Annotated in this window: 20 protein-coding genes; 14 read left to right on the top strand and 6 right to left on the bottom strand. The window is 69.5% G+C overall.

Annotation, left to right across the window (positions count from 1 at the left end; translation table 11 throughout):
* Positions 1 to 65: 65 nt before the first annotated feature.
* From VKQ35_RS16340 to VKQ35_RS16330, 3 genes are all read right to left on the bottom strand, one after another.
* Positions 66 to 422 carry an RcnB family protein gene (locus VKQ35_RS16340; RefSeq protein ID WP_324363515.1) on the bottom strand — a complete coding sequence of 119 codons (357 nt, stop codon included), beginning with the start codon at positions 420 to 422 and terminating at the stop codon, positions 66 to 68.
* A gap of 104 nt (positions 423 to 526) precedes the next feature.
* Complete coding sequence (locus VKQ35_RS16335) at positions 527 to 1,492, bottom strand: isopenicillin N synthase family dioxygenase (RefSeq protein ID WP_324363513.1); 966 nt, start codon at positions 1,490 to 1,492, stop codon at positions 527 to 529.
* A 10-nt stretch (positions 1,493 to 1,502) separates the two neighbouring features.
* Positions 1,503 to 3,395 carry a monovalent cation:proton antiporter-2 (CPA2) family protein gene (locus VKQ35_RS16330; RefSeq protein ID WP_324363511.1) on the bottom strand — a complete coding sequence of 631 codons (1,893 nt, stop codon included), beginning with the start codon at positions 3,393 to 3,395 and terminating at the stop codon, positions 1,503 to 1,505.
* A gap of 93 nt (positions 3,396 to 3,488) precedes the next feature.
* Between VKQ35_RS16330 and VKQ35_RS16325 the strand changes: the two genes are divergently transcribed.
* From VKQ35_RS16325 to msrA, 3 genes are all read left to right on the top strand, one after another.
* Positions 3,489 to 4,199: a CoA transferase subunit A gene (locus VKQ35_RS16325; RefSeq protein WP_324363509.1), complete on the top strand. Its 711-nt coding sequence runs from the start codon at positions 3,489 to 3,491 to the stop codon at positions 4,197 to 4,199.
* A complete protein-coding gene (locus tag VKQ35_RS16320; RefSeq protein WP_324363508.1) occupies positions 4,199 to 4,858 on the top strand; it encodes a CoA transferase subunit B in 660 nt (219 codons plus the stop codon). The genes VKQ35_RS16325 and VKQ35_RS16320 overlap by 1 nt, the downstream gene beginning before the upstream one ends.
* An 80-nt stretch (positions 4,859 to 4,938) precedes the next feature.
* Positions 4,939 to 5,673, top strand: coding sequence for a peptide-methionine (S)-S-oxide reductase MsrA (msrA, locus tag VKQ35_RS16315; RefSeq protein WP_324363506.1), 735 nt, complete (start codon positions 4,939 to 4,941; stop codon positions 5,671 to 5,673).
* On the opposite strand, the gene VKQ35_RS16310 is transcribed toward msrA, so the two are convergent.
* Positions 5,674 to 7,257, bottom strand: a complete 1,584-nt coding sequence (locus VKQ35_RS16310; RefSeq protein ID WP_324363504.1) for an ArnT family glycosyltransferase — start codon at positions 7,255 to 7,257, stop codon at positions 5,674 to 5,676. It lies immediately after the preceding gene.
* A 252-nt stretch (positions 7,258 to 7,509) separates the two neighbouring features.
* Here VKQ35_RS16310 and VKQ35_RS16305 point away from each other — a divergent pair, with 252 nt between their 5' ends.
* The 4 genes from VKQ35_RS16305 (at position 7,510) to VKQ35_RS16290 (ending at position 12,647) form a co-directional block, all read left to right on the top strand.
* Positions 7,510 to 10,107: a TonB-dependent receptor gene (locus VKQ35_RS16305; protein WP_324363502.1), complete on the top strand. Its 2,598-nt coding sequence runs from the start codon at positions 7,510 to 7,512 to the stop codon at positions 10,105 to 10,107.
* 127 nt (positions 10,108 to 10,234) lie between these two features.
* Complete coding sequence (locus tag VKQ35_RS16300; protein ID WP_324363500.1) at positions 10,235 to 11,242, top strand: agmatine deiminase family protein; 1,008 nt, start codon at positions 10,235 to 10,237, stop codon at positions 11,240 to 11,242.
* Positions 11,242 to 12,120 carry an N-carbamoylputrescine amidase gene (aguB, locus tag VKQ35_RS16295; RefSeq protein WP_324363498.1) on the top strand — a complete coding sequence of 293 codons (879 nt, stop codon included), beginning with the start codon at positions 11,242 to 11,244 and terminating at the stop codon, positions 12,118 to 12,120. Before VKQ35_RS16300 ends, aguB begins: the two co-directional genes overlap by 1 nt.
* The gene (locus VKQ35_RS16290; protein ID WP_324363496.1) at positions 12,117 to 12,647 is read left to right on the top strand and encodes a GNAT family N-acetyltransferase; all 531 of its coding nucleotides are present in this window, start codon (positions 12,117 to 12,119) and stop codon (positions 12,645 to 12,647) included. The genes aguB and VKQ35_RS16290 overlap by 4 nt, the downstream gene beginning before the upstream one ends.
* Here VKQ35_RS16290 and VKQ35_RS16285 read toward each other — a convergent pair.
* Entirely contained in the window at positions 12,644 to 13,534 is an 891-nt protein-coding gene (locus VKQ35_RS16285; protein WP_324363494.1) for a MaoC/PaaZ C-terminal domain-containing protein, read from the bottom strand. The two genes, VKQ35_RS16290 and VKQ35_RS16285, sit on opposite strands and share 4 nt — an antisense overlap.
* Before the next feature lie 209 nt (positions 13,535 to 13,743).
* Between VKQ35_RS16285 and VKQ35_RS16280 the strand changes: the two genes are divergently transcribed.
* Complete coding sequence (locus VKQ35_RS16280; protein WP_324363492.1) at positions 13,744 to 14,535, top strand: SapC family protein; 792 nt, start codon at positions 13,744 to 13,746, stop codon at positions 14,533 to 14,535.
* Between the two features lie 3 nt (positions 14,536 to 14,538).
* On the opposite strand, the gene VKQ35_RS16275 is transcribed toward VKQ35_RS16280, so the two are convergent.
* A complete protein-coding gene (locus VKQ35_RS16275) occupies positions 14,539 to 14,931 on the bottom strand; it encodes an acyl dehydratase (RefSeq protein ID WP_324363490.1) in 393 nt (130 codons plus the stop codon).
* Between the two features lie 133 nt (positions 14,932 to 15,064).
* Here VKQ35_RS16275 and VKQ35_RS16270 point away from each other — a divergent pair, with 133 nt between their 5' ends.
* The 6 genes from VKQ35_RS16270 (at position 15,065) to hisG (ending at position 23,266) form a co-directional block, all read left to right on the top strand.
* Entirely contained in the window at positions 15,065 to 17,167 is a 2,103-nt protein-coding gene (locus VKQ35_RS16270) for a protein-disulfide reductase DsbD family protein (protein WP_324363488.1), read from the top strand.
* A gap of 33 nt (positions 17,168 to 17,200) precedes the next feature.
* A complete protein-coding gene (locus VKQ35_RS16265; protein ID WP_324363486.1) occupies positions 17,201 to 17,818 on the top strand; it encodes a redoxin domain-containing protein in 618 nt (205 codons plus the stop codon).
* A gap of 19 nt (positions 17,819 to 17,837) precedes the next feature.
* Entirely contained in the window at positions 17,838 to 19,454 is a 1,617-nt protein-coding gene (pgi, locus tag VKQ35_RS16260; RefSeq protein ID WP_324363484.1) for a glucose-6-phosphate isomerase, read from the top strand.
* Positions 19,455 to 19,722: 268 nt separating this feature from the next.
* Positions 19,723 to 21,192: a histidine--tRNA ligase gene (gene hisS / locus VKQ35_RS16255; RefSeq protein ID WP_324363482.1), complete on the top strand. Its 1,470-nt coding sequence runs from the start codon at positions 19,723 to 19,725 to the stop codon at positions 21,190 to 21,192.
* Complete coding sequence (locus VKQ35_RS16250; RefSeq protein WP_324363480.1) at positions 21,189 to 22,319, top strand: ATP phosphoribosyltransferase regulatory subunit; 1,131 nt, start codon at positions 21,189 to 21,191, stop codon at positions 22,317 to 22,319. Before hisS ends, VKQ35_RS16250 begins: the two co-directional genes overlap by 4 nt.
* Positions 22,316 to 23,266, top strand: coding sequence for an ATP phosphoribosyltransferase (gene hisG, locus VKQ35_RS16245; protein ID WP_324363478.1), 951 nt, complete (start codon positions 22,316 to 22,318; stop codon positions 23,264 to 23,266). The genes VKQ35_RS16250 and hisG overlap by 4 nt, the downstream gene beginning before the upstream one ends.
* Positions 23,267 to 23,373 lie beyond the last annotated feature (107 nt).

Below are 23,373 nucleotides of genomic sequence, written 5' to 3'. Positions count from 1 at the left end.
ATTTGCAACCGTTGGGGGAGGCTAACAGGGCCGCAGCGCGCGGCAAGCGGCTCCGCTCGCTTGGACTAGTGGCTGTTGGCGATGATCGAGGCGATCAGGCCGGTAGCGACGGCGGCCAGCACGTAGTTGCCGTCCACTTCGCGCCACTCATAGCCGCGCGGCGGCGCGCGCAGGTGGTTCTGACGATAGTCGATGCGCTGGCCGCGCGACCAGTCTTCCTGGGCGAGGCGGTGGCCCTTCTTCCAGTCGTCGTGACGGACGTAGGCGCTGTGGCCTTGACCCTGGTCATGACCCTGGTTGTGGCCGCGGCCTTGGTCCTGGCCGCCGCGGTCGTGGTTGTCGCCGGGCTGACCCATGGCGGCGCCGGCCGAGCCGGTGAGCGCGATCAGGGCCGCCGCGGCGGCGATCAGGGTGCGTTTCATTTTCGTGGAATCCTTCGGGCGGGAGAGGCGCACAGATTTGCGCCCTGTGTCCCGCGGCCGTTGGGTGAACGCGTTCAGCCCAGTTTCGTTGCGGCGCTGCTTCCTTAGGCGAGTTTGATCTCGCGCAGGCGCTCCAGGAGGTAGTCGTTGGCCGTGATCGGGGTCGGGTAGCGGTCGGGATGGGTCGCGTCGACGCAGTTCGGCAGGGTCTTGATCAGATAGTCCGAGTTGAAGTGCAGGAAGAACGGCGTCGAATAGCGGGCGAAGCCGCGGCGCTCCGGGGCCGGATTGACCACCCGGTGGGTCGTGGACGGCAGCTTGTGGTTGGTCAGCCGCTGCAGCATGTCGCCGATGTTGCAGACCAGCGCGCCCGGCGGCGGATTGACCGCCAGCCACTGGCCGTCGCGGTCCAAGACCTCGAGGCCGGCCTCTTCGGCCCCGAGCAGCAGCGTGATGACGTTGATGTCCTCGTGCGCCGCGGCGCGGATGTTCGGCCCATCGGCCGGCACTGGCGGATAGTGCAGCAGGCGCAGGATCGAATTGCCGAAGTCGACGGTGGGATCGAAGAAGTGGCGATCCAGGCCCAGGTAGGTGGCGATCGCCTCCAGCAACTTCAGCCCCATGGCGTCGAGCGCGCCAAAGAGCCAGCCCACCTTTTCGTGGAAGTCGGCGACATCGGCGTCCGGCCAGACATTGTCGGCCATGTGGTCGCGGTAGGGGTGGCCGGCCGGCAGGTCGCGTCCCACGTGCCAGAATTCCTTGAGGTCGTAGTTCACCTCGCCCTTGGCGGTCTCGACGCCGAACGGAGTGTAGCCGCGCTGGCCGCCGCCCCCCGCGCCTGGCGGCAGCTTGTATTTCAGCTTGTCGGCCTCGGGCAGGGCGAAGAACCGCTTGCCGGCTTCGACCGCGGCGTCGATGCGCGCCTGCGGGATGCCGTGGTCGGAGATCACCGCGAAGCCGAAACGGGCGAAGGACCCGCCCAGGGTGTCGGAGAACTTGGAAAACTCGCGGTCGAAGCCTTCGAAGGAGACCGGCGCGATGCGGGGCGGGAGAGTGTGGGCTTGGCTCATTTTCCGATCTCTACACCCGCTCCTTGTCCGCCTCCAGACGCTTGCGGTCCTCGCGCGGCGGTCCGTCCTTCTCGTTTTCCTCCTCCTCGCCGACCCGCGCCATCTCAGCCTGGATCAGCCGTTCGAAGGTCTCTCGGGAGGCGCGGACGGCGCTGACATACTGCTCCTCGCCCTGGCCGTAGCTCGCCTGCTGCTGACGGAACAGCTGGTTGTCCTGCTCGCGGAACACGATCGCGGCCTTGAGCGCGCGCCGGTCGGTGAAGCCCAAGCCTTCCAAGGCGTGGCGGCCGAAGTTGAGCGCGCTTTCGTAGGTCTCGCGTTCGGCCCAGTCGGCGCCGCGGGCCAGGAGTTCGAAGGCGTGCGGGCGGTCGAATGCGCGCGCGGCGACGTAAAGCTGAGGGAACGCCTGCTTCGCCGCCTCGGTGATCTCGAGAGCCTTGTCGCGGTCGTCGATGGCGATCAGCAGGACCTTGGCCTTCTCGGCGCCGGCTGTGCGCAGGAGGTCGATGCGGCTGGCGTCGCCGTAGTGCACGCGCCACCCGAAGCGGCGGATGGCGTCGATCGCCTCGACGGAGGAGTCGAGCAGCACGACCTTGAACTTGTTGGCGATCAGCAGGCGAGCGGCGATCTGGCCGAACCGGCCGAAGCCCGCGACGATCACGTCCGGATCGCCCTCGTCGAAGGGCAGGCGCTCGGGTTCGGCGCGCTTGTCCGGGCGGCTGAGGACCAGCCGGTCATAGGCCGCGGTGACCAGCGGGGTGGCGGCCATCGAGACCGCGACGACCGCGGTCAGCAGATGGGCGAGCTGGGCGTTCATCACCTGCGCGCCGAGCACGAAGCCAAACAGCACGAAGGCGAACTCACCGCCCTGGGCCAGGGCCACGGCGGTGGTAAGCGCCGTGCGGTGCGAGTGCCGGAAGAGGCGGCCTGCGCCATACATGGCGAGCGTCTTCAGCACCATCAGGCCCGCGACCAGACCCGCCACGGCGAGCGGGTGAGCGGCGACCAGGCCAAGATCGAGCCCCGCGCCCACGGTGATGAAAAACAGGCCGAGCAGCAGGCCGCGGAACGGCTCGATGTCGGTCTCCAGCTCGCGCCGGAACTCGCTCTCGGCCAGCACCACGCCGGCCAGGAAGGCGCCGAGCGCGGGGGAGAGGCCCACCAGCTCCATCAGGGCCGCGACCGCGATCACCAGCAGCAGGGCCGAGGCGGTGAAAATCTCCCGCAGGCGCGCCGAGGCGATGAAGCGGAACAGCGGCCGCGTGAGGTAGCGGCCGCCGACCACCACCACGGCCACCGCGGCCATCTGGGCCAGGGGCTGGGCCCAGGCCGGGAACCCTGAGAGCAGGTTCTCCGCCCGGCTGGCGGCGGGCGCGATGGCGCCCATGGGCGCCAGCAGCGGCAGGAGCGCGAACAGCGGGATGACGGCCAGGTCCTGGAACAGCAGCACGCCAAACGAGGCCTCGCCCACCGGTCCCTGGCGCAGGCCCTTCTCCTCCAGGCTCTGCAGGACGATGGCGGTGGAGGACATCGCCAGGATCAGGCCGACGGCGGCGCCCACCCGCCAGTCGAGCCCGAAGGCCAGCGACGCGCCGGCCAGCAGGGCGGCAGTCCCCAGAAGCTGCGCCAGGCCCAGGCCGAAGATCGCGGTGCGCATCTTCCAGAGCAGCGCCGGGCGCACTTCCAGCCCGATCAGGAACAGCAGGATCACCACCCCGAACTCGGCGAATTTCTGCACCTCGGCGGGCCGGCCCACGAGGTTCAGCAGGAAGGGGCCGATCAACACGCCGGCGAGCAGGTAGCCCAGCACCGAGCCCAGCCCCAGCCGCTTGGCGATCGGCACCGAGACCACGCCGGCGGCCAGATAGACCAGCACTTGGGTCAGCAGGGCGTGGGCGTTCATGCCGCCAGTGGACGGCGCCGGGGCGCGGCTTGCACGCGATTTTTCTGAGGTCCGCAGTTCTCAATTGCTGCATTGCGGCGTAACAGGTGGGCCATGGCCAGCAAGACAACAGACGGCGCCCGCGAGGCGCTCAGCGGCGTGCTCTTCGACGGCATGACCATCATGGCGGGAGGCTTCGGCCTCTGCGGCATCCCCGAGAACCTGATCGCCGCGATCCGCGACGCCGGCGTCAAGGACCTGACGGTGGTCTCCAACAACTGCGGCGTGGACGACTTCGGCCTCGGCATCCTTTTGGCCGGTGGCCAGATCCGCAAGATGATCTCCAGCTACGTCGGCGAGAACAAGCTGTTCGCCGAGCTCTACCTCTCCGGCAAGCTGGAGCTGGAGTTCAACCCGCAGGGCACGCTGGCCGAGCGCATCCGGGCCGGCGGCGCGGGCATCCCCGCCTTCTTCACCAAGACCGGCGTCGGCACCCTCGTCGCCGAGGGCAAGGAAGTCCGCGAGTTCGATGGCGAGACGTATGTGATGGAGCGCGGCCTCACCGCGGACCTCTCAATCGTCAAGGCCTGGAAGGGCGACCACGAAGGCAACCTCGTCTACCGGATGACCGCGCGGAACTTCAATCCGATGATGGCCACGGCCGGCAAGGTGACCCTTGCCGAGGTGGAGCAGCTGGTCCCGACCGGCGCGCTCGACAAGGACAAGATCCACACGCCGGGCATCTACGTCGACCGCATCTTCCAGGGCGCGACCTTCGAGAAGCGCATCGAGCAGCGCACCATCCGCGCCACGGAGACCGCCTGATGCCTCTTGAACTCAAGCAAGGGTGGACCCGCGACCAGATGGCGGCCCGCGCCGCTATGGAGCTGCGCGACGGCTTCTATGTGAACCTGGGCATCGGCATCCCGACCCTGGTGGCCAACTACATCCCGCCCGGCGTCTCGGTGACCCTGCAGAGCGAGAACGGCATGCTGGGCATGGGGCCGTTCCCCACCGAGAACGAGGTCGACGCCGATCTGATCAACGCCGGCAAGCAGACCATCACCGAGCTGGCGATGAGCAGCTATTTCTCCAGCGCCGACAGCTTCGCCATGATCCGTGGCGGCCATATCGACCTGTCGGTCCTGGGCGCCATGCAGGTGGCTGAGAACGGCGACCTGGCGAACTGGATGGTGCCCGGCAAGATGGTCAAGGGCATGGGCGGCGCCATGGACCTGGTGGCCGGCGTCAAGCGCGTGGTGGTGGTCATGGAGCACACCGAGAAGTCCGGCGCGCCCAAGCTGGTCAAGGCCTGCACGCTGCCGCTCACCGGCCAGGGCGTCGTCGACCTGGTGATCACCGAGCTGGGCGTCTTCGACGTCAGCCGGGGCAAGTCGCCGCTGACGCTTACCGAACTGGCGCCGGGCGTGACCGTGGACGAGGTGAAGGCCAAAACCGAGGCGGCGTTCGCGGTGAAGGTCTAGAACGCACCCTGTAACCATCCGGCGCGGGATGGCGTATACTGAAGCGACCGACACGCTTCACCCAAGGGTATCCCGACCCCATGAAACTCCGTCTTTTCGCCGCCGCCGCCCTCCTCATCGCCGTCGCCGCGCCCGTCGCCCAGGCCGCTTCGCCGGCCAATGCGCTGCCTGTGCCGAAGATCGACGTCTCCACCGCCGAGGCGGGTAAGACGGAGACCGCCGTGCTCGCCGGCGGCTGCTTCTGGGGCGTCCAGGGCGTGTTCGAGCACGTGAAGGGCGTGAAGAAGGTCTACTCCGGCTATGCCGGCGGTCCCGGCTCGCTGGCGCACTACGAACTGGTCAGCACAGGTACGACCGGCCATGCGGAGTCCGTGAAGATCATCTTCGATCCGGCCGAGATCAGCTATGGCGAGATCCTGCGCATCTTCTTCACGGTCGCCACCGACCCGACCCAGGTCAATATGCAGTTCCCGGACGAGGGGCCGCAGTACCGAGGCGAGATCTTCTATTCGACCCCCGACCAGCAGCGGGTGGCTGAGGCCTACATCAAGCAGCTGAACGACGCCCACGTGTATCGCAAGCCCATCGCCACCCGGGTCGACCCGCTGAAGGGCTTCTTCAACGCCGAGGATCACCACCAGGACTACCTCGTCCGGCACCCCGAAAATCCCTACATCCCCGCCTACGACATCCCCAAGGTCGTCGCGCTGCGTCAGGTGTTCCCCGACCGCTACGTCGCTCAGCCGACGCTGGTGTTCCCGACGGAACAGGAGGCGAAGGCCGCCCGGCCTGCGAAAGCCGCCAAGACGTCCTGATCAGGGCCTTTCCGGCGCGGGCGGCGGCGCGGGCGGAATGACGATCTCGGCGCGCGTCGCCTTGACGTTGTCCCCCGGCTTCCATTCCGGGCTGGGGTAGCCGGTCTTCGGGTCGCGGGGCTTCGGCGTAAAGCCGGTCCCGAGGAACAGGTCGAGCCGCCGCTGGTGTTTGCGGTCGAGGAAGATGTCGTCGATCTGCGGGTCCTCGACGTTGGTGAAGTCCGCGGCCATTTCGGTGTTAAACCAGCTCTCGTAGGCGACGTTGAGCACCCGGCCGCCGCGGGCGGCCGTCAACGGCGCGCTGGCCTCCGCCTGGTTGCCCGCCGTCGTGCCGCGCAACCAGATGGTCAGCGGCGCGGCCGTCGGCTCACGGAAGTAGTCGCGGCCATAGTAGGCGAGCGCATAGTAGAGAAAGCGGTTGTTGACCGCGATGGCCGTGAGGCCGCCGAGTTCCTCAGCCCGCGCGCGGCGCACCACCACCTGGGCCGTCTGGTCCCAGCCGCGGGCCCGCTTGAGGGCATTGGAGCCGCCGAGATTGTCGATCAGCCGGGGCGAGATCACCGCCGCCAGGAACGCCGCCGCCATGGCCGCCTGCATGCCGATGGCGGCGATCATGAGCTTGCGGGTCCGCCAGCGGATCAGCCAGGCCGCCACCAGGATCGCGCCCGGCAGATAGCTCGCGCCCGACCAGTTGGCGTTGGCGCGGCTGACGAAGGCCTGCACCGCGACGATGGCGATCGGCGGCAGGGTGAAGCAGAGCAGCAGGACGTCGGGCGCTTCCAGGCGCCGGCGCCACGCCAGGAGGCCCGCGCCGACGACAAGGACCGCGAACGGAATCGGTCCGAACACGGCGAACTGCTCGCCGAGGAATCGGCCCAGTTCGGCCAGGTTGAAGAGCTTGCGTCCGGCCCAGTGGGCGTCGGCGGCGGTGTGCTGCAGGGTGGCGAATCCGTGGGCGGCGTTCCAGGCGAGGTTGGGCGCCAGCACGAGCGCGAAGACCCCGAGCGCCAGGGCCGCCGGGGCCGCCGTCCAGCCGCGCCGCGCGGCCGGCGAGAGCGCCAGATGCAGGCCGATGCCGATCAGGGCGTAGACCGCCGCGTACTTGCTGAGGAACGCCAGGCCCAGCGCCGCCCCGAGGGTGGCGGCGAGCAGCAGGCGCGCCCGTCCTGCGGCCTCCTGCAGGGCTGTATAGGCGCTCAAGGTCAGGCCGATGAAGAACAGCAGCGGCGCGTCGGTCGCCACCACCGTGGCGGAGAGCTGGATCGCCGGCGCCAGCGCATAGAGGGCCGTGGCGACAAGCGCGACCTTGGGGCCATAGAGCCGGCGGCCGATGGCGAAGACCACGAAGGCGGCGCCCGCCTGGAACAGCGCGGCCGGCAGCCGCACCCAGGGCTCGGCGTCGCCGCCGAAGGCCGTTGAGGCCCAGATCGCCCAGGCGATCACCGGCGGTTTGGAATAATATCCAAACGCCAAGGCGCGCGACCAAAGCCAGTACTGGGCCTCGTCCGGATAGAGTTCCAGCGGTGTACGGAACAGCGCGATCATCCGGATCATGGTGAGTCCGGCCACAAGCCATAGGGCCATGCGGGTCTGCGCCTCACCATCCCTTGCGTCAGCGGCGTCAGACATCCGTAGGCCTACCATTTCCGTCGAACTTCGTTGCCGCCCGGCGCCCCAGGGAGGGCGCCGGCGCCACACCTTGTGGCTTCCATGCGCGACCTGATGTCACCGTAGCAAAAGCGTCACCATCGGATGCCATTTGCACGCTATACGGCTAAATCAAGACAGCGGAGTCGCCTGGGGTGGCGGCTTCGGGGTGCTCTAAGAGGGGATATCATGAAGCTGAAACTGAACCGCGCTCTCTGCGCGACCACCGCCTTGGCCTCTGGCCTGCTGATGGCCTCCGGCGCGTTTGCGCAGTCGACGGCGACCCAGGTCCAGGAACTGGTCGTCACCGGGGCCCGCGGCCAACCGAGCGTCGCGGGTGTGATCACCCAGGTGCAGGAAGCCAAGGACGAATCGATCGTCAACCACGAGTTCTTCGAGCACCAGCAGTCGGGCCAGAACTTCGCCCAGCTGATCAACCTGCTGCCGGGCGTGAACTACACCTCGGAAGACGGCACCGGTAACCTGTCAGGCGACCTGCGCATCCACGCCTTCGACGGCGCCCATATCGGCGTCACCATCGACGGCGTGCCGGTGAACGACACCGGCAACTACGCGGTGTTCCCCGGCGAATACCTGACCCCGGAAATCACCGACCACATCACCGTCAACATGGGCGCGACCTCGGTCGACAGCCCGACGGCCTCGGCGGTCGGCGGCACGGTCGACCTGGTCTCCAAGATCCCGACCAAGGACCGCGAATTCATCGGCGCGGCGACGGTCGGCGGCGAGAACTGGACCCGCTACTACGGCGAGATCGAAAGCGGCGAGATCGGCCCCTGGGGCACCCGCATGTACCTGTCGGGCAACTACGACCACTCCGACAAGTGGGTCGGCATCGGCCCGGAAATGAAGGAAGGCTTCGACGCGCGCATCTATCAGCCGCTGAAGGGCTCCGACTTCGTCAGCCTCGCGGCCAGCTATGTGCTCGAGCACGACTACTTCTACGACGGCTCGTCGCTCGCCCAGTTCGCCCAGCCGGGCCTCAGCAAGTCCACGCTGGACTTCAACACCGCCTGGTCCGTGCCCACGGCGGTCGCCGGCAAGGCCGACACCCCGCTCGCCAGCTGCGGCACGCTGATCAACGGCGGCTGCCTGAACGGCTTCCAGCAGGGCAGCGGCGGGGCCAATGGTCTGGACGGCAACTTCTGGGCCCTGCACCCCAACCCGGTGATCTTCGGCACCATCCGCGGCCAGTCGAAGTTCTCGATCACCGACAAGCTGACCTTCACCTTCGACCCGGGCTTCTTCTACACGCTCGCCAACGGCGGCGGCGTCCAGGCCATCTCGGAAACCGACCCGCGCCTGAAGGGCAACAAGGCCGGATCGCCCGGCGTAGACCTGAACGGCGACGGCGACTTCCTCGACACGGTCGACCTCTACAGCCCGAACAACACCAACACCCACCGCTGGGTGATCCTGAGCTCGCTCCTTTACGACATGGACGAGCACAACCACTTCTCGGTCGGCTACACGCTCGACTACGGCATGCACCGCCAGACCCAGGAGTTCGGCTTCATCAATCCGGTGAACGGCCTGCCCGGCTCGGTGTTCGGCGGCAACGGCATGGACGGCTCGACCCCGGTCGCCACGGCCGACGGCAGCACCTTGCGCGGCCGCGACCGCCACTCGATCGCCCAGCTGAATCAGGTCGACCTGAACTACATCGGCAAGTTCATGGACGATAAGCTGCACGTGAACGTCGGCGTCCGCGCCCCGTTCTTCAAGCGCGAGCTTGAGCAGTTCTGCTACACCTTCAACGGCACCAGCGCCTATTGCGACACCATCGATCCCGCTCAGGTCCTCGCGGCCTTGAACGCCGACAACGCGACTGGGAACGCCAAGCAGCTCCTGTCGAATCTGCTGTTCGGCCGGAACGGCGCGATCAACTTCGATCCGACCACGAAGCAACTCGCCTTCCGCCTGCCGTTCAACCAGACGTTCAACTTCAACAAGGTGCTGCCGAACGCGGGCGTGACCTACCGGTTCACCGACAGCCAGATGGTCTACGCGACCTATGCGGAGGGCTTCTCGGCGCCGAAGACCGACGACCTCTACTCGTCGTCGCCGGCGCTCGTGCAGCCGGAAACTTCGGAAAGCGTCGCGGCCGGCTACCGCTACCAGACCTCCGTGGTCACCGCGGCCGCCAACGCCTTCGGCGTGCAGTACAAGAACCGGATCGTCCAGTCCTTCGACCCCGCCGACCCGACGATCTCCATCGACCGCAACATCGGCACGGTGGACATCTACGGCGTCGATCTGGAAATCGGCGCGACGCCGTTCGAGCATTTCTCGGTCTACGCCAGCGCCGAGTTCATCAAGAGCGACGTGAAGAGCAACGAAGTCGTCGCCTCGTCCGGCGGCGTCGGCATCGCCCTGCCGACCTCCGGCAAGGAACTGGTGCTCACCCCGGACCGCACCTTCACGGCCAACGCCCGCTATGACTTCGGCTGGATCGATGTGGGCGCCAACGTGAAGTACACCTCCAGCCGTTGGCTCGACGACATCAACACCGTCGCCCTGCCGGACATCACGATCGTCAACGCCGACGCCCGCTTGCCGGTGACCTGGTGGGGCGCGCAGAACACCTACCTGCAGTTCAACGTGTCCAACCTGACCAACGCGCGCGAGCCCTACAAGCTGACGGCGTCGGTTCCGAACGCCACCTCCGTGGTGCTGACGCCGACCTTCACCAAGACGCCGGTGCCCTTCTTCCCGACCTACAACTCGCCGCGTCTCTATTCGGTAACGCTGCACCTGCAGTTCTAAGTCGAGAGGCTACGGCCTTGGGTTCGAGGGGGCGGTCCGGCGACGGGCCGCCCCTTTCGTTTGGGCGGGCCTTGACGGGCGGTTGGGCGCGGACCATCTGCGCGCGTCGCCTTGAGTTTGGATCGCCATGACGCTCACCGTTCCCGCAGAATGGAGCCCGCACCGGGCCATGTGGCTGGGCTTTCCCAGCCATGCGGAGCTGTGGGAGGACGACTTGGCCGAAGCCCAGGCGGAGGTCGCCGCGCTCGCCCGCGCGTTGGCCGGTCCCGGGGCTGAGCAGGTGAAGCTGATGACCGGCTCGCCGGAGGGCGAAGCCGACGCTCAGCGTCAGCTGGGCGGCGTCGCCGGGATCGAGATCGTGCCGGGCGCCTTTGGCGATATCTGGCTGCGCGACACCGGCCCGATCTTCACCAAAGGCCCGGACGGCCCGCGCGCCCAGGCCTTCCGCTTCAACGGCTGGGGCGGCAAGTACGAGCTGGAGCACGACGACACCGTCGCCGCCCAGATCGCTCAGGCCGCCGGCGTTCCCCTGGTCGCCCACGACTTCATCCTGGAGGGTGGCGCGGTCGACCACGACGGCGAAGGCACGATCCTGACCACCGGCCAGTGCGTGCTGCACGTCAACCGCAACGCCGGCTGGGGCGACGCGAGGGCGGAGGCGGCGTTCGCTGCGGCGTTTGGCGCGACCAAGACGATCTGGCTGGGCGACGGACTGCTGAACGACCACACCGACGGCCACGTGGACAACCTCGCGCGCTTCGTGGCCCCGGGCGTCGTGGTCTGTCCCGTCGCCTTCGGGCGCAACGACCCCAACGCCAAGGCCTTCGACGACGCCGCCCGGCGCCTGGGTGAGGCCACCGACGCGGCGGGCCGCAAGCTGAAGGTGGTGCGGATCCCTTCGCCGGGCTGGATCGACGCTGCGGACGGCAAGACCGCCGCCCCGGCGAGCCACATGAATTTCCTGATCGCCAACGGGGCGGTGATCGTGCCCATCTACGCCGCTGAGGCAGGGGCCTTCGCGGTCCAGGCGCTGGAGCACCTGTTCCCGGGCCGCCAGGTGATCGGCCTGCCGTCGCGCGCGATCCTCACCGGCGGCGGTTCGTTCCACTGCATCACCCAGCAGGAGCCCGCCTGATGGCCCGTATGATCAAAGTGGCCGCGCTCCAGGCGAGCTTCGGCCTCGATCTCGACGCCAACGTCGCCCGTACCGCCGAGCTGATCCGCGAGGCCGCCGGCCGGGGCGCCCAGGTGATCCTGCCGCCGGAGCTGTTCCAGGGCCCCTACTTCTGCGTCGCCCAGGAGGAGCGCTGGTTCAGCCAGGCCCACCCCTGGCGCGAGCATCCCTGCGTCACCGCCCTGGCGCCCCTGGCGGCCGAGCTGGGTGTCGTCCTGCCGATCTCGATCTTCGAGCGCGAGGGGCCGCACTATTTCAACAGCCTGGTGATGGCCGACGCCGACGGCTCGCTGAAGGGCGTCTACCGCAAGAGCCATATCCCGGACGGCCCGGGCTATATGGAGAAGTACTATTTCCGGCCCGGCGACACCGGCTTCAAGGTCTGGGATACGCGCTTCGGGCGGCTGGGCGTCGGCATCTGCTGGGACCAATGGTACCCCGAGGCCGCCCGCGCCATGGCGCTGATGGGCGCCGAGGTGCTGCTCTATCCCACCGCCATCGGCTCGGAGCCGCACGATCCCACCCTCGACACGGCGGCCCCGTGGCGGCGCGCCATGCAGGGCCACGCGGTCTCCAACGTGATCCCGGTGGTCGGCGCGAACCGCACCGGCTTCGAGCCCTGGGAGAACTATCCGAACGGCGGCCAGCTGTTCTATGGCTCCAGCTTCATCGCCGACCACCGCGGCGACCTCGTCCAGGCCTTCGGGCGCGAGGACGAGGGCGCGCTGGTCGCGCAGTTCGACCTCGATTTCCTGGCCACCCACCGCGCCGCCTGGGGCTTCTTTCGCGACCGCCGGCCCGACCTCTATGGCGCGCTGACCCAGGGCCGGCCAGCTTGATCGAAACCGGCCGCCTCATGCTGCGGCCGCTCGACGACCGCGACCGCGACGCCGTCTTCGCCATCAACGGCGATCCGCGGGTGGGCGACTGGCTGGCCGGCGCCCAGGACCGCGCGCAGAGCGACGCCTTCGTCGACCGGGTCATGGCGCACCAGGCCGAGCACGGCTTCAGTTTCTGGGGCGTGGCGCCGAAGGCCAGCGGCGCCGTCGTCGGCCTCACAGGCCTGATCGTCATGGGCGACGACCTGCCGCCCGGCCCCTGTGTCGAGGTCGGCTGGCGCTTCGCGCCCGACGCCTGGGGCCAGGGCTACGCCTCGGAGGCGGCCCGCGCCGCCCTCGACTGGGGCTTCGCGAACCGCGATCTGGCGGAGATCATCGCCATCACGGCGACCACCAACCTGGCCTCCCAGGCGGTGATGCGCCGAGTCGGCATGGCGCCCGACCCGGCCCGCGATTTCGACCATCCGAAGCTGGCGGCGGACCATCCGCTCCGCCGCCACGTCCTATTCTCGGCGAGGCGGCCCTAGCTGCGAAGCACGGTGAGGCCGTTCTTGATCACCGTGGCGCCCCGCGCCGCGACCCGGGCCTCGAACGAGATCTCTTTCCCGTCCCTCCAAAGGTCGACGGTGATGGTGTCGCCGGGGAAGACCGGGGCGGAGAACCGCGCCTGGTGGCTGAGGATCTGGTCGGGATCGTAGCCGGTGATCGCCTGCAGCACGGCGCGGCAGGTGATGCCGTAGGTGCACAGGCCATGCAGGATCGGCCGCGGGAAGCCCGAGCGCTTGGCGCTCTCCGGATCGGAGTGCAGCGGGTTGCGGTCGCCGTTCAGCCGGTAGATCAGCGCCTGGTCCTCGCGGGTCTCGATATCGACCGAGAGGTCGGCCTTGCGAGACGGGATCGCGTGCGGCTCGGGCTGGCCCTCCGAGGGGCCGCCGAAGCCGCCGTCGCCGCGCGCGAAGGTCGAGCCGGTCAGGGTGGCGACCTTCTCGCCGGCCTCATCGGTCCAGACGGTCTCGTTGACGATCACCGCGCCCTTGTCCTTGCCCTTGTCATAGGCGCCGATCGTGCGGCCCTGGGCGGTGAAGGTCCCCGAGGTCGGCAACGGCTTGTGCAGCTCCACCTTCTGCTCGCCGTGCACCACCATCAGGAAGTTGATGACGCTGGCCCGATGGCCCGGCTTCTGCTCGACCTGATCGGCGCCCCGGGCCGGCCGGCCGCCCGCCGAGGCCAGCACCGTCGCCGCTGTCGGGATCACCTTCAGGTTCTTCTCATAGGTGAAGGCGAGCTCGGTCTCGTTCATCGGATCGCGGCTCATGCCGACGCCCAGCGCATAGAGCATCACGTCCTTGTCGCCGTAGGTGAAGGTGCGCGGCGCGGTCTTCTGGTCGAGGATGTCCGGGTAAAAGATGGGCACGACTATTCCTCCGAATTCCTATGGGCTGGCTCTCACGGCCATGAACTATGCCTGCGATCAAAGCCTCTCGTTCCGGGCGGCGCAAGCGGCGAGCGCCCGCATTTTCCAGCCCCGTTTGCGAGCCGGGGCCTGATCGGCTAGAAGGCGCGACTTCCCGCGCGGGGGCGCACTCGCCCCTCGCGGTTCTCCTCGTTTCTCGAAGGCGCTTCATGACGACCACCGGCCAGCCCGCCATCACCGGCAACGTGCTCTTCTATTCGCAACCCGAGCCGCTCTCGCCCGAGATGCACGGCAAGATCGGCGTCAAGAACATGGACGGGCCGTTCGGCTTCGCGAAGGCCGGCCACGCCGTGCCGCTGACGGTCGGCGAGTTCCCCTCGGCCGTGGCCACCGGCCCGATCATCTTCATGGGCGAGGAAAAGCTGCCGATCCTGGTGATGGGCCTGAACGCCGGCGACAACATGTTCCTGCGCCCGGATGGGCTGTTCGAGGCGGGCGTCTACGTCCCGGCCTACATCCGCCGCTACCCGTTCATCTTCGCCAACGATGACGCCGCCAAGCAGATGGTGCTGTGCATCGACCGCGCCGCCGAGTTCGTGGTCGACAAGGGCTTCGACCAGCCCTTCTTCGAGGCCGACGGCCAGCCCAGCGCCTACACCAAGAACTGCATCGAGTTCTGCAACAACTTCGAGTTCGAGCGGCAGAAGACCCAGAGCTTCATCCAGATCCTCAACGACCTGGACCTGTTCGAATCCAAGACCGCCACCTTCACGCCGGTCGACGCCAACAACCAGCCCGGCGAGCCGCAGAAGATCGCGGAATACTTCGGCGTCTCCGAGGAGAAACTGAACAAGCTGCCGGTCGAGAAGTACATCGAACTGCGCGACAACGGCGCGCTGCCGCAGATCCACGCCCACCTGATCTCGCTGCTCGGCTGGGACCGGCTGGTGGCGCTGGCCCTGGTGAAGCAGTTCGAGGCCCAGAACGGCCGCAAGCCCTAAGGCTTACCGCGCAAAGACGCTCCGCGTCAGGCAGGAGAAGACCAGCCGCCCGGCCTCGTCCAGGAGGTCGTGCTGGGCGATCACAATGCCCTTGCCTTCGCCGACGGGGTCCTTGGCCATGATGGTCATGCGCCCGCGCAACAGCTCGCCCGCCGGCGGGTTGCGCACCCAGCGCAGCGCGTCGACCCCCAAGCGCTTGGTCTGCGGCCAGTCGGTATGGGCGACCGCGTCGAGCTTGGCCCAGATGGCGTAGACCATCGCGTCCGGCGCGCCGCGGTCGGCCGTCCAGCCCGGGGTGAACGCGGCGACGAAGGCGGTGAGCGCGTCCGGATCCACGGCCGCCGCGCCCAGCGTGACCACCTGGCCGATGGCGATGTCGTCGAAGGATGCGGGCACGCGTAACCTCAGGACTCGGAAGAGCGAAGAGGACGATGATGGGGGTGGCCGCGCGCCCAAGTCGAGCCTTGCTTTGCGCGCAGGCTCAAGCCGGGCCATATAGCCCGCGGTTGACGGTGCGTAAGAGGCGAAGATGCGGTTCCTGGCAGGCCTGTTCCTGGCGCTGATGATGGCGATGCCGGCCGCGGCGCAGCCGCCCGCGCAAAGCACGCCGGGCCCCGCGAAACATGTCGCCGTCGAGCTGGTGGCCGAGCGCCAGGGAATCGCGCCCGGCGAGACCATCCACATCGCGCTGCGCCAACAGATCCAGAAGCACTGGCACACCTATTGGCGCAACTCCGGCGACTCAGGCGAGCCGACCCAGATCAAATGGACCCTGCCGGACGGCTGGCAGGCCGGCGGCTTTATCTGGCCCGCGCCGGTCCGCATCCCGGTCGGACCCCTGATGAACTACGGCTACGAGGACGAGGTCCTGTTGCCCATGACCCTGACGGCGCCGGCGGGCGCCAAGGCGGGCGACAAGGTCACCCTGAAGGCGGCGGTCTCGCTCTTGGTCTGCGCCGACGTTTGCGTGCCGGAGGACGATGCGCTGACGCTCACCCTGCCGGTCACCGGGGCCACGGCCTCGGAGGACCCCAAGTGGGGCGATCAGGTGGAAGCCGCCGTCGCCGCCGCGCCCAAGCCCGCGGCGCTCAACGCCGTCTTCCAGCCGAAAGGTCCCAACGTCGCGCTGGCGGTCACCGGGGCGGTGCTGAAGGGCGCCGACATGGCTGGCGCCTATTTCTTCCCGTTCGAGTCCACCGTCATCGACCACGCAAAGCCGCAGGCGATCGAGCGCGGCCCCGACGGCCTGACGCTGACGCTGGCCCCCGGCTACGCCTTCCAGGGCGGCAAGGCCCCGGCGGCGCTCGCTGGCGTGCTGGCGGTGGGCGGCAACGCCTATGAGGTTTCCGCCGCGCCGGGCACCCCGCCGCCCGGCGCCGCCGGCCTCGGCCCGCCGCCGCTGAAGGCTCAGGGCGGCGACACCCTGGGCCTCGCGGCCGCGGCCCTGTTCGCCTTCCTGGGCGGGCTGATCCTCAACCTGATGCCCTGCGTGTTCCCGATCCTGGCCATGAAGGCCGCCTCGCTGGCCGGCCACGGCGGCGGCGAGCAGGCCGAGGCGCGCCGCCAGGGCTTGGCCTTCGGGGCGGGCTCGGTCCTGACCTTCCTGGCGCTGGCCGCCGGGCTCATCGCGCTCAAGGCGGCCGGCTCGGCGGTCGGCTGGGGCTTCCAGCTGCAGTCGCCGCCGGTGGTCGCGGTGCTGTGCCTCCTGATGCTGGCCGTCGCGCTCAACCTCTCCGGCCTCTTCGAGGTCGGGACCTCGCTGCAGGGCGCGGGCTCGGGCCTCGCCAGCCGCGGCGGCAGCCTGGGCGCGTTCTTCACCGGCGCGCTCGCCGTCGTCGTGGCCGCGCCCTGCACCGCGCCCTTCATGGGCCCAGCGCTCGGCTGGGCGCTGACCCAGCCCGCGGTCGCGGCGCTCAGCGTCTTCCTGGCGCTCGGCCTTGGCTTCGCAGCCCCCTTCGTCCTGGTGGCCTATGCGCCGGGCCTGCTCTCGCGCCTGCCCAGGCCGGGCCCTTGGATGGAGCTGTTCCGCAAGGCCCTGGCCTTCCCGATGTATGGCGCGGCGGCCTGGCTCGCGTGGGTGCTGGCCCAGCAGGCGGGGCCGGAAGACCTCGCCAAGCTGTTCGCGGCGGGCGTGGCGGTGGGCCTCGCCGCCTGGCTCGCCGGCCTGGCGCAGCGCCGCGCGGTCCTGGGCGGCAAGCCGGTCGCCTCGGCCGCCGCCGCGGCTCTGCTGGGCGTCCTCGCGGTGGCCGCGGTCGTCTGGCCGCAGGACAAGGCCGCCGAGCTGCAGACAGAGCCCTACAGCCCCGCGCGCCTGGCCGAGCTTCGCGCGCAGGGCCATCCGGTGTTCGTCAACTATACCGCCGCCTGGTGCGTCTCCTGTCAGGTCAACGACAAGGTGGCGATCTCCACCCACCAGGTGGCCCAGGCGTTCGCGCGCCATAAGGTCGCCTATTTGAAGGCCGATTGGACGAAGCGCGACGGCGACATCGCCGCCGAACTGGCCGCGCACGGCCGGGCCGGCGTGCCGCTTTATCTGGTCTATGGAACCCAGGGCGGCGACGGCGTTATCCTGCCGTCCATCCTGACGCCGGATATTGTGGTCAAGGCGGTGGAGGCCGCTGACAAGAGTTAGAATGGGCAAGAGTTAGAAGAAAGGAGCCTGCCGATGACGATTTCCCGCACGCTTCTCAGTTTGGCGTTTTCGCTCGGCGTGACCGCGCCCGCGCTCGCCGCGCCGCAACTCGGCCAGCCCGCCCCTGCCTTCAAGGCCATGGACGACCAGGGTCACGTGCGCTCGCTCGCCGACTTCGCCGGCAAGACGGTGGTGCTGGAGTGGACCAACTCCGGCTGCCCCTACGTCGGCAAGCACTATGGCTCCGGAACCATGCAGGCCCTGCAGAAGAAGGAGACGGCCGACGGCGTCGTCTGGCTGACCATCTCCTCCTCGGCGCCCGACATGCAGGGCTATTTCACCGCCAAGACCGCCAAGGCCTGGGCCGCCAAGCAGCATTGGGCCGGCACCGACATCCTGCTCGACAGCGCCGGCAAGATCGGCCGCGCCTACGAGGCCAAGAACACGCCGCACATGTTCGTCATCGATAAGGCCGGGAAGATCGCCTACATGGGCGGCATCGACGACCGGCCCTATTCGGACCCAGAGAGCCTGAAAGGCGCCAAGCCCTATGTCGCCCTGGCGCTCGCCGACCTGAAGGCCGGACGCCCGGTGGCCACGCCCGTCTCGCAACCCTATGGCTGCAGCGTGAAGTACAACTCCGCCGAATAGGCCCGCCCAAGGAGCCGTCTTGTCCGACCTGACCGCCGCCTGGGGGCGCCTGAAGGACGCCGCCGCCAAGGCGGACAGCCGCCGTATCGTGGACCTGTTCGACGCCGAGCCCGATCGGCTGGGCCGCCTGACCGTCGCGGCCGCGGGCCTGGAGCTGGAGCTTTCCAAACAGCCCTGGTCGCTCGCCGATCTCGACGTCTGCCTCGACCTCGCGCGCGCGGCGGATGTCGAGGCGGCGCGGACCCGGTTCTTCGCCGGTGAGCCGGTCAACAGCTCCGAGCACCGCGCGGCCCTGCACATGGCCTTGCGCGCGCCGAAGGGCTCCGACTTCAAGGCCGATGGCGAACCCGTCAGCGCGGCGGTCGACGCCATGCGCGAGCGCATGGCCGCCTTTGCGAACGCGATCCGTTCCGGCGCGCACAAGGGCGCGACCGGCAAGCCGTTCCGCAAACTGGTGCACATCGGCATCGGCGGCTCCGACTTCGGCCCGCGGCTGGTCTGGGAGGCGCTGCGCCCGCTCGACCCGCAGATCGAGGTCCGCTTCGTCGCCAATGTCGATCCCGCCGACCTCGCCTTCGCCCTGCACGGCCTCGACCCGGCCGAGACGATGGTGGTGGTGGTCTCCAAGACCTTCACCACGCAAGAGACCATGACCAACGCCAAGGCGGCCCGCGACTGGCTGCGCGCGGCGCTTGGCAAGGCCGCCGACGGCCACCTGGTCGCGGTCTCCGCGGCCCTGAAGGAGACGGCGGCCTTCGGCGTGCCAGACGACCAGGTCTTCGGCTTCGGCGACTGGGTGGGCGGCCGCTACTCGGTCTGGTCGCCGGTTGGCCTGTCCTGCGTGATCGGCCTGGGGCCGGAGGTCTTCGAACGCCTGCTGGCCGGCGCGGCGGCCATGGACGCCCATTTCCAGACTGCGCCGCTAGCGGCCAATGCGCCGACGCTGCTGGCGCTGGCCCACGTCTTCAACCGCAACGGCCTGGGGCGGCCCGTCCGCGCCGTCGTGCCCTACGCCCAGCGCCTTCGCCTCCTGCCCAACTTCCTGCAGCAGCTGGAGATGGAATCGAACGGCAAGCAGGTGACCAAGGCCGGCCAGCCCGCGCCGCACCACACGGCCCAGGCGGTGTTCGGCGACGCCGGCACCAATGTGCAGCACGCGTTCTTCCAGCTCATGCACCAGGGAACCGACATCATCCCCACCGACTTCATCGCCGTCCGCGAGGCCTCCGAGGGCGATCCGGCGGCGCAGACGATCCTTATCTCCAACGTCATCGCCCAGGCCGAGGCCCTGATGGTCGGGAAGTCCGAGGCCCGGGTCCGCGAAGAGCTGTCCGCCAAGGGCGTCTCCGAGGACGAGCTGAAGACGCTCGCGCCGCAGCGCACTTTCCCGGGCGACCGCCCCTCGGCCTTCATCCTCCTCGACCGCCTGGACCCGGAACGCCTCGGAGCTCTGCTCGCCCTCTACGAGCACAAGACCTTCGTCGAGGGCGTGCTCTGGGAGATCAACAGCTTTGACCAGTGGGGCGTCGAGCTCGGCAAGAGCCTGGCGGCCAAGGTGCTGGGTGAGCTGCAAGGCGGCCCGTCCGGCGCCCACGATCCGTCGACGGCGCGGCTGATCGGCAAGCTGAAAGGCTGACTCGCTTTCTTCACGCTTCCCCGCTATTAGCCCGCTCCCATGAGCGGTTTCGCGCATCATCACGGCCATCACCATCCGACCCTGGCGGGTTCGGTTCGGGAACGCTTGGCCTAAAGCGACCCTCTCCGAAGCCCCGCCGATGCGGACGGGGCCTCCTTCACTTCAGCCTCGTCCGTCGCTTCCTCTTCACCAGGACACGACCATGGACGACCTCCCTTCCCAAGAAGCTTCCTTGAGCCGAGACGCCGCAGACGCTAAGCGCGGGACCATGACCGACACCATGCGTCCCGAAGCCCGCAGCCCCCGCGGCTTCATCGACCGCCGCGCCCGCGACCTCGCCGCCGAGCGGAAGATCCTGGCCGCGGTGTCGGAGGTCTATGAGCGCTACGGTTTCGAGGCGCTGGACACCGGCGCCTTCGAGTTCGCCGATGCGCTGGGCAAGTTCCTGCCAGACGCCGACCGTCCCAACGAGGGCGTCTTCGCGCTGCAGGACGATGACGAACAATGGATGGCGCTCAGGTACGACCTGACCGCGCCCTTGGCCCGCTTCGCCGCCCAGAACTGGGAGACCCTGCCCAAGCCCTTCCGCCGCTACGCCTTCGGCCCGGTCTGGCGCAACGAGAAGCCGGGGCCCGGCCGCTACCGCGAGTTCGTGCAGTGCGACGCCGACACCGTGGGCTCGGCGCGGCCGGAAGCCGACGCCGAGATCATCGCCATGGCGGTCGCCGGCCTCGAGGCCGCGGGCCTGCCGGCCGGCTCGGCGCTGGTGAAAATCAACAACCGCAAACTGCTCAACGGCCTGATGACCGCCGCCGGCGTCGCCAGCGAGGCGCAGAAGCTCACGGTGCTGCGCGCCGTCGACAAGCTGGATCGCCTGGGCCCCGACGGCGTGCGCCTGCTGCTGGGCGAGGGGCGCAAGGACGAGAGCGGCGACTTCACCAAGGGCGCCGGCCTGAGCGCCGCCGCCGCCGAGCGGGTGATTGCCTTCACCGCCGCCGGGGCCGGCGACCGCACGGGCACCCTGGCGAAACTCGCCGACGTGGTCGGTGGCTCGGCCGAGGGCGACGAGGGCCTCGCCGAACTGGCGGCCATCGACGCGGCGCTGAGCAGCATGGGCGTGGGCGCCGACCGGGCGGCCTTCGATCCGTCGGTGGTGCGCGGGCTCGAGTACTATACCGGTGCGGTGTTCGAGGCGGAGCTGCTTCTTCAGACCACGGACGAAAAGGGCCAGCCCATGCGGTTCGGCTCGATCGGCGGCGGCGGGCGCTATGACGACCTGGTGGCGCGCTTCACCGGCGAGCGGACGCCGGCCACCGGCTTCTCCTTCGGCGTGACGCGGCTGGCGGCGGCCTTGAAGGCGGCGGGCCGCGACCTAGCCGCCGACGCGCGCGGGCCGGTGGTGGTGCTGGTGCTCGAGTCTGAGCGGATGGCCGACTACATGGCCGTGGCCGGGGAACTCCGCGCGGCCGGGATCGCGGCGGAAGTCTACCTCGGAACCTCCGGCATGCGGCCGCAGATGAAGTATGCGGACCGTCGCCTCTCACCCGCCGCGGTGATCATCGGGGGCGACGAGTTCGCCGCCGGGACCGTGACGCTGAAGGACCTCGACCTCGGCCGCGAATTGGCGTCCGGCGTCAGCGACAACGCCGCCTGGCGCGCCGAGCGGCCCGGCCAGATGACCGTTCCGCGTGCGGAGCTTGTCGCCGCCGTGCGCCGGATCGTGGATCCGCAGCCGTGAGGGTCGAACCGCCGGTTCCGGCCACGGCCCTGGCGGCCATTCGCGAGGCGCTGGCCGGCGCGGGCGCCCAGCCCGTCGACGCGCCGATCCTGCAGCCGCTCAACCTGCTGCTCGACCTGGCCGGCGAGGCGATGCGCGCGCGCCTCTTCGTGGTCCAGGCCGAAGGTGGGGCGGAAGCCTGCCTGCGTCCCGACTTCACCGCCGCGGTGGCGCGCCAGCACATCGACAGCGGGGCGACGGCCGGGCGCTATGTCTACGAGGGCCCGGCGTTCCGCTCCGAGCCGGAAGGTCAGCGGCCGGAGGAATTCGTCCAGCTCGGCGTTGAACTGTTCGCGCCCGCCGGCCCCGCGACGGTCGAGGCCGACGCCGAGATCGCCAGCCTCGCCTGGAGGGCGGCGCTGGCCGGGGGCCGCAAGGACCTGACGCTGTGGCTGGGCGACGTCGGCCTGTTCGCGGCCTTCATCGAGAGCCTGAAGCTGCCCGACGCCTTGTCGGCGCGGCTGAAGCGCGTGGCCGGCCGCCCGCGCCTGCTCTGGGCGGAGCTTGGCCGGGCCGGTGAAGCCGCGGCGCCCGCGGCCGGTGGCGGCCAGCTCGCCGCCATGCTCTCGGGCCTCTCCGAACCCCAGGCCGCCGCCATGCTGGAGGAGGTCTGGGCGCTGGCCGGGGTCGAACCGGTGGGCGGACGGGGACCCGGCGAGATCGCCGCGCGCCTGGTGCGCCGCGCCGAGGCCGCCCGCGCGCCGGCCCTCACCAAGCCGCAGGCCGAGGCGATCGAAGCCTTCATGGCGATTTCGCAGGCGCCGGCGGCGGCCCTGTTGCAGGTCCGCGCGCTGGCCGGCAAGGGCGCGGGCATCGACGCCGCCCTGGCGGATTGGGACGCGCGGCTTGCGAAGCTCGCCGACATCCCGGCTGAGCGCCTACGCTTCACGCCGGCCCTGGGCCACGCCTTCGACTACTACGACGGCATCACCCTGGAGGTGCGCTCGGACGCGCTGGGCGCCGACCGGCCCGTGGCCTCGGGCGGCCGTTACGACAGCCTGCTCGCCCGCCTGGGCGGAACGGCCGACGCCCGCGCGGTCGGCTGTGTCGTTCGGCCCTGGCGCGCCTACGCGGGAGGCGAGGCATGAGCGAACCCCTCATCCTCGCCATCCCCTCCAAGGGCCGGCTGAAGGAACAGGTCGAGGCATGGCTGGCCGATTGCGGTCTGCCGCTGGCGGTGAGCGGCGGCGCGCGCGGCTACCTGGCGAATCTCAAGGGCCTGCCGGGCGTGCAGGTGCGCCTGCTGTCGGCCTCCGACATCGCCGACGCCCTGAGCGCGGGCGAGGCGCACCTGGGCGTCACCGGCGAGGATCTGCTGCGCGAACGCGGCGACCTGGAGAGCCGGGTGCTGCTGCTCCGGCCCTTAAGCTTCGGCCGCGCCGACCTGGTGGCCGCCGTTCCGAAGAGCTGGCTCGACGTCGACACCATGGCCGACCTGGAGGAGGTGGCGCACGACTTCCTGGCCCGCACCGGGCGGCGCATGCGGGTGGCGACCAAGTACCTGGCCCAGACCCGCGCCTTCTTCGCCCGCCACGGGGTGGTCGACTACCGGATCACCGAATCGGGCGGGGCGACCGAGGGCGCGCCCGCCTCGGGCGCAGCCGAGCTGATCGTCGACATCACCACCACCGGCGCGACCCTGGCCGCCAACGGGCTGAAAATCCTCACGGACGGCCTCATCCTGAAGAGCCAGGCCCAACTCGCCGCCAGCCTGAAGGCCGCCTGGAGCGCCGAGCAGCTGGCGAGCGCGGAGCGCCTGCTGCGCGCCGTCGAGGCCCGCGCCGCGGCGCTGACCAGCTCGACCCTGATCTGGCCGGCCACCGGCGAGCCGGCCGAGGCGAAGGCGGTGAAGACGCTCACCGCTGCGGGCGCGACGCCGCGCCCGCATGGCCTGATGATCGAAAGCTCGCGCGCCGCGGAGGCCGCCGCGGCGCTGACAGCCGCCGGGCTCGGTCCCGTCACGGTCTCGCAGCCGGACTTCGTCTTCGAGGTCGACTGCCCGCCGTTTATCGCGTTGAAGCACCGCGTTATTTGACGGACTCGTCAAAACGAGACCGAAATTGCCCGGGCTCGCGAAAAACTGATCGCTTCATGCGCGCTTGTGGCCTGCACAACGTTGACTCGGGTGAAAAATTGCCATCT

It is taken from the genome of Phenylobacterium sp. (assembly GCF_035309685.1).
Classification (GTDB): domain Bacteria; phylum Pseudomonadota; class Alphaproteobacteria; order Caulobacterales; family Caulobacteraceae; genus Phenylobacterium.
Note: the sequence above shows the minus strand (reverse complement) of the source record. Positions and strands in the feature narration are given on the sequence as shown.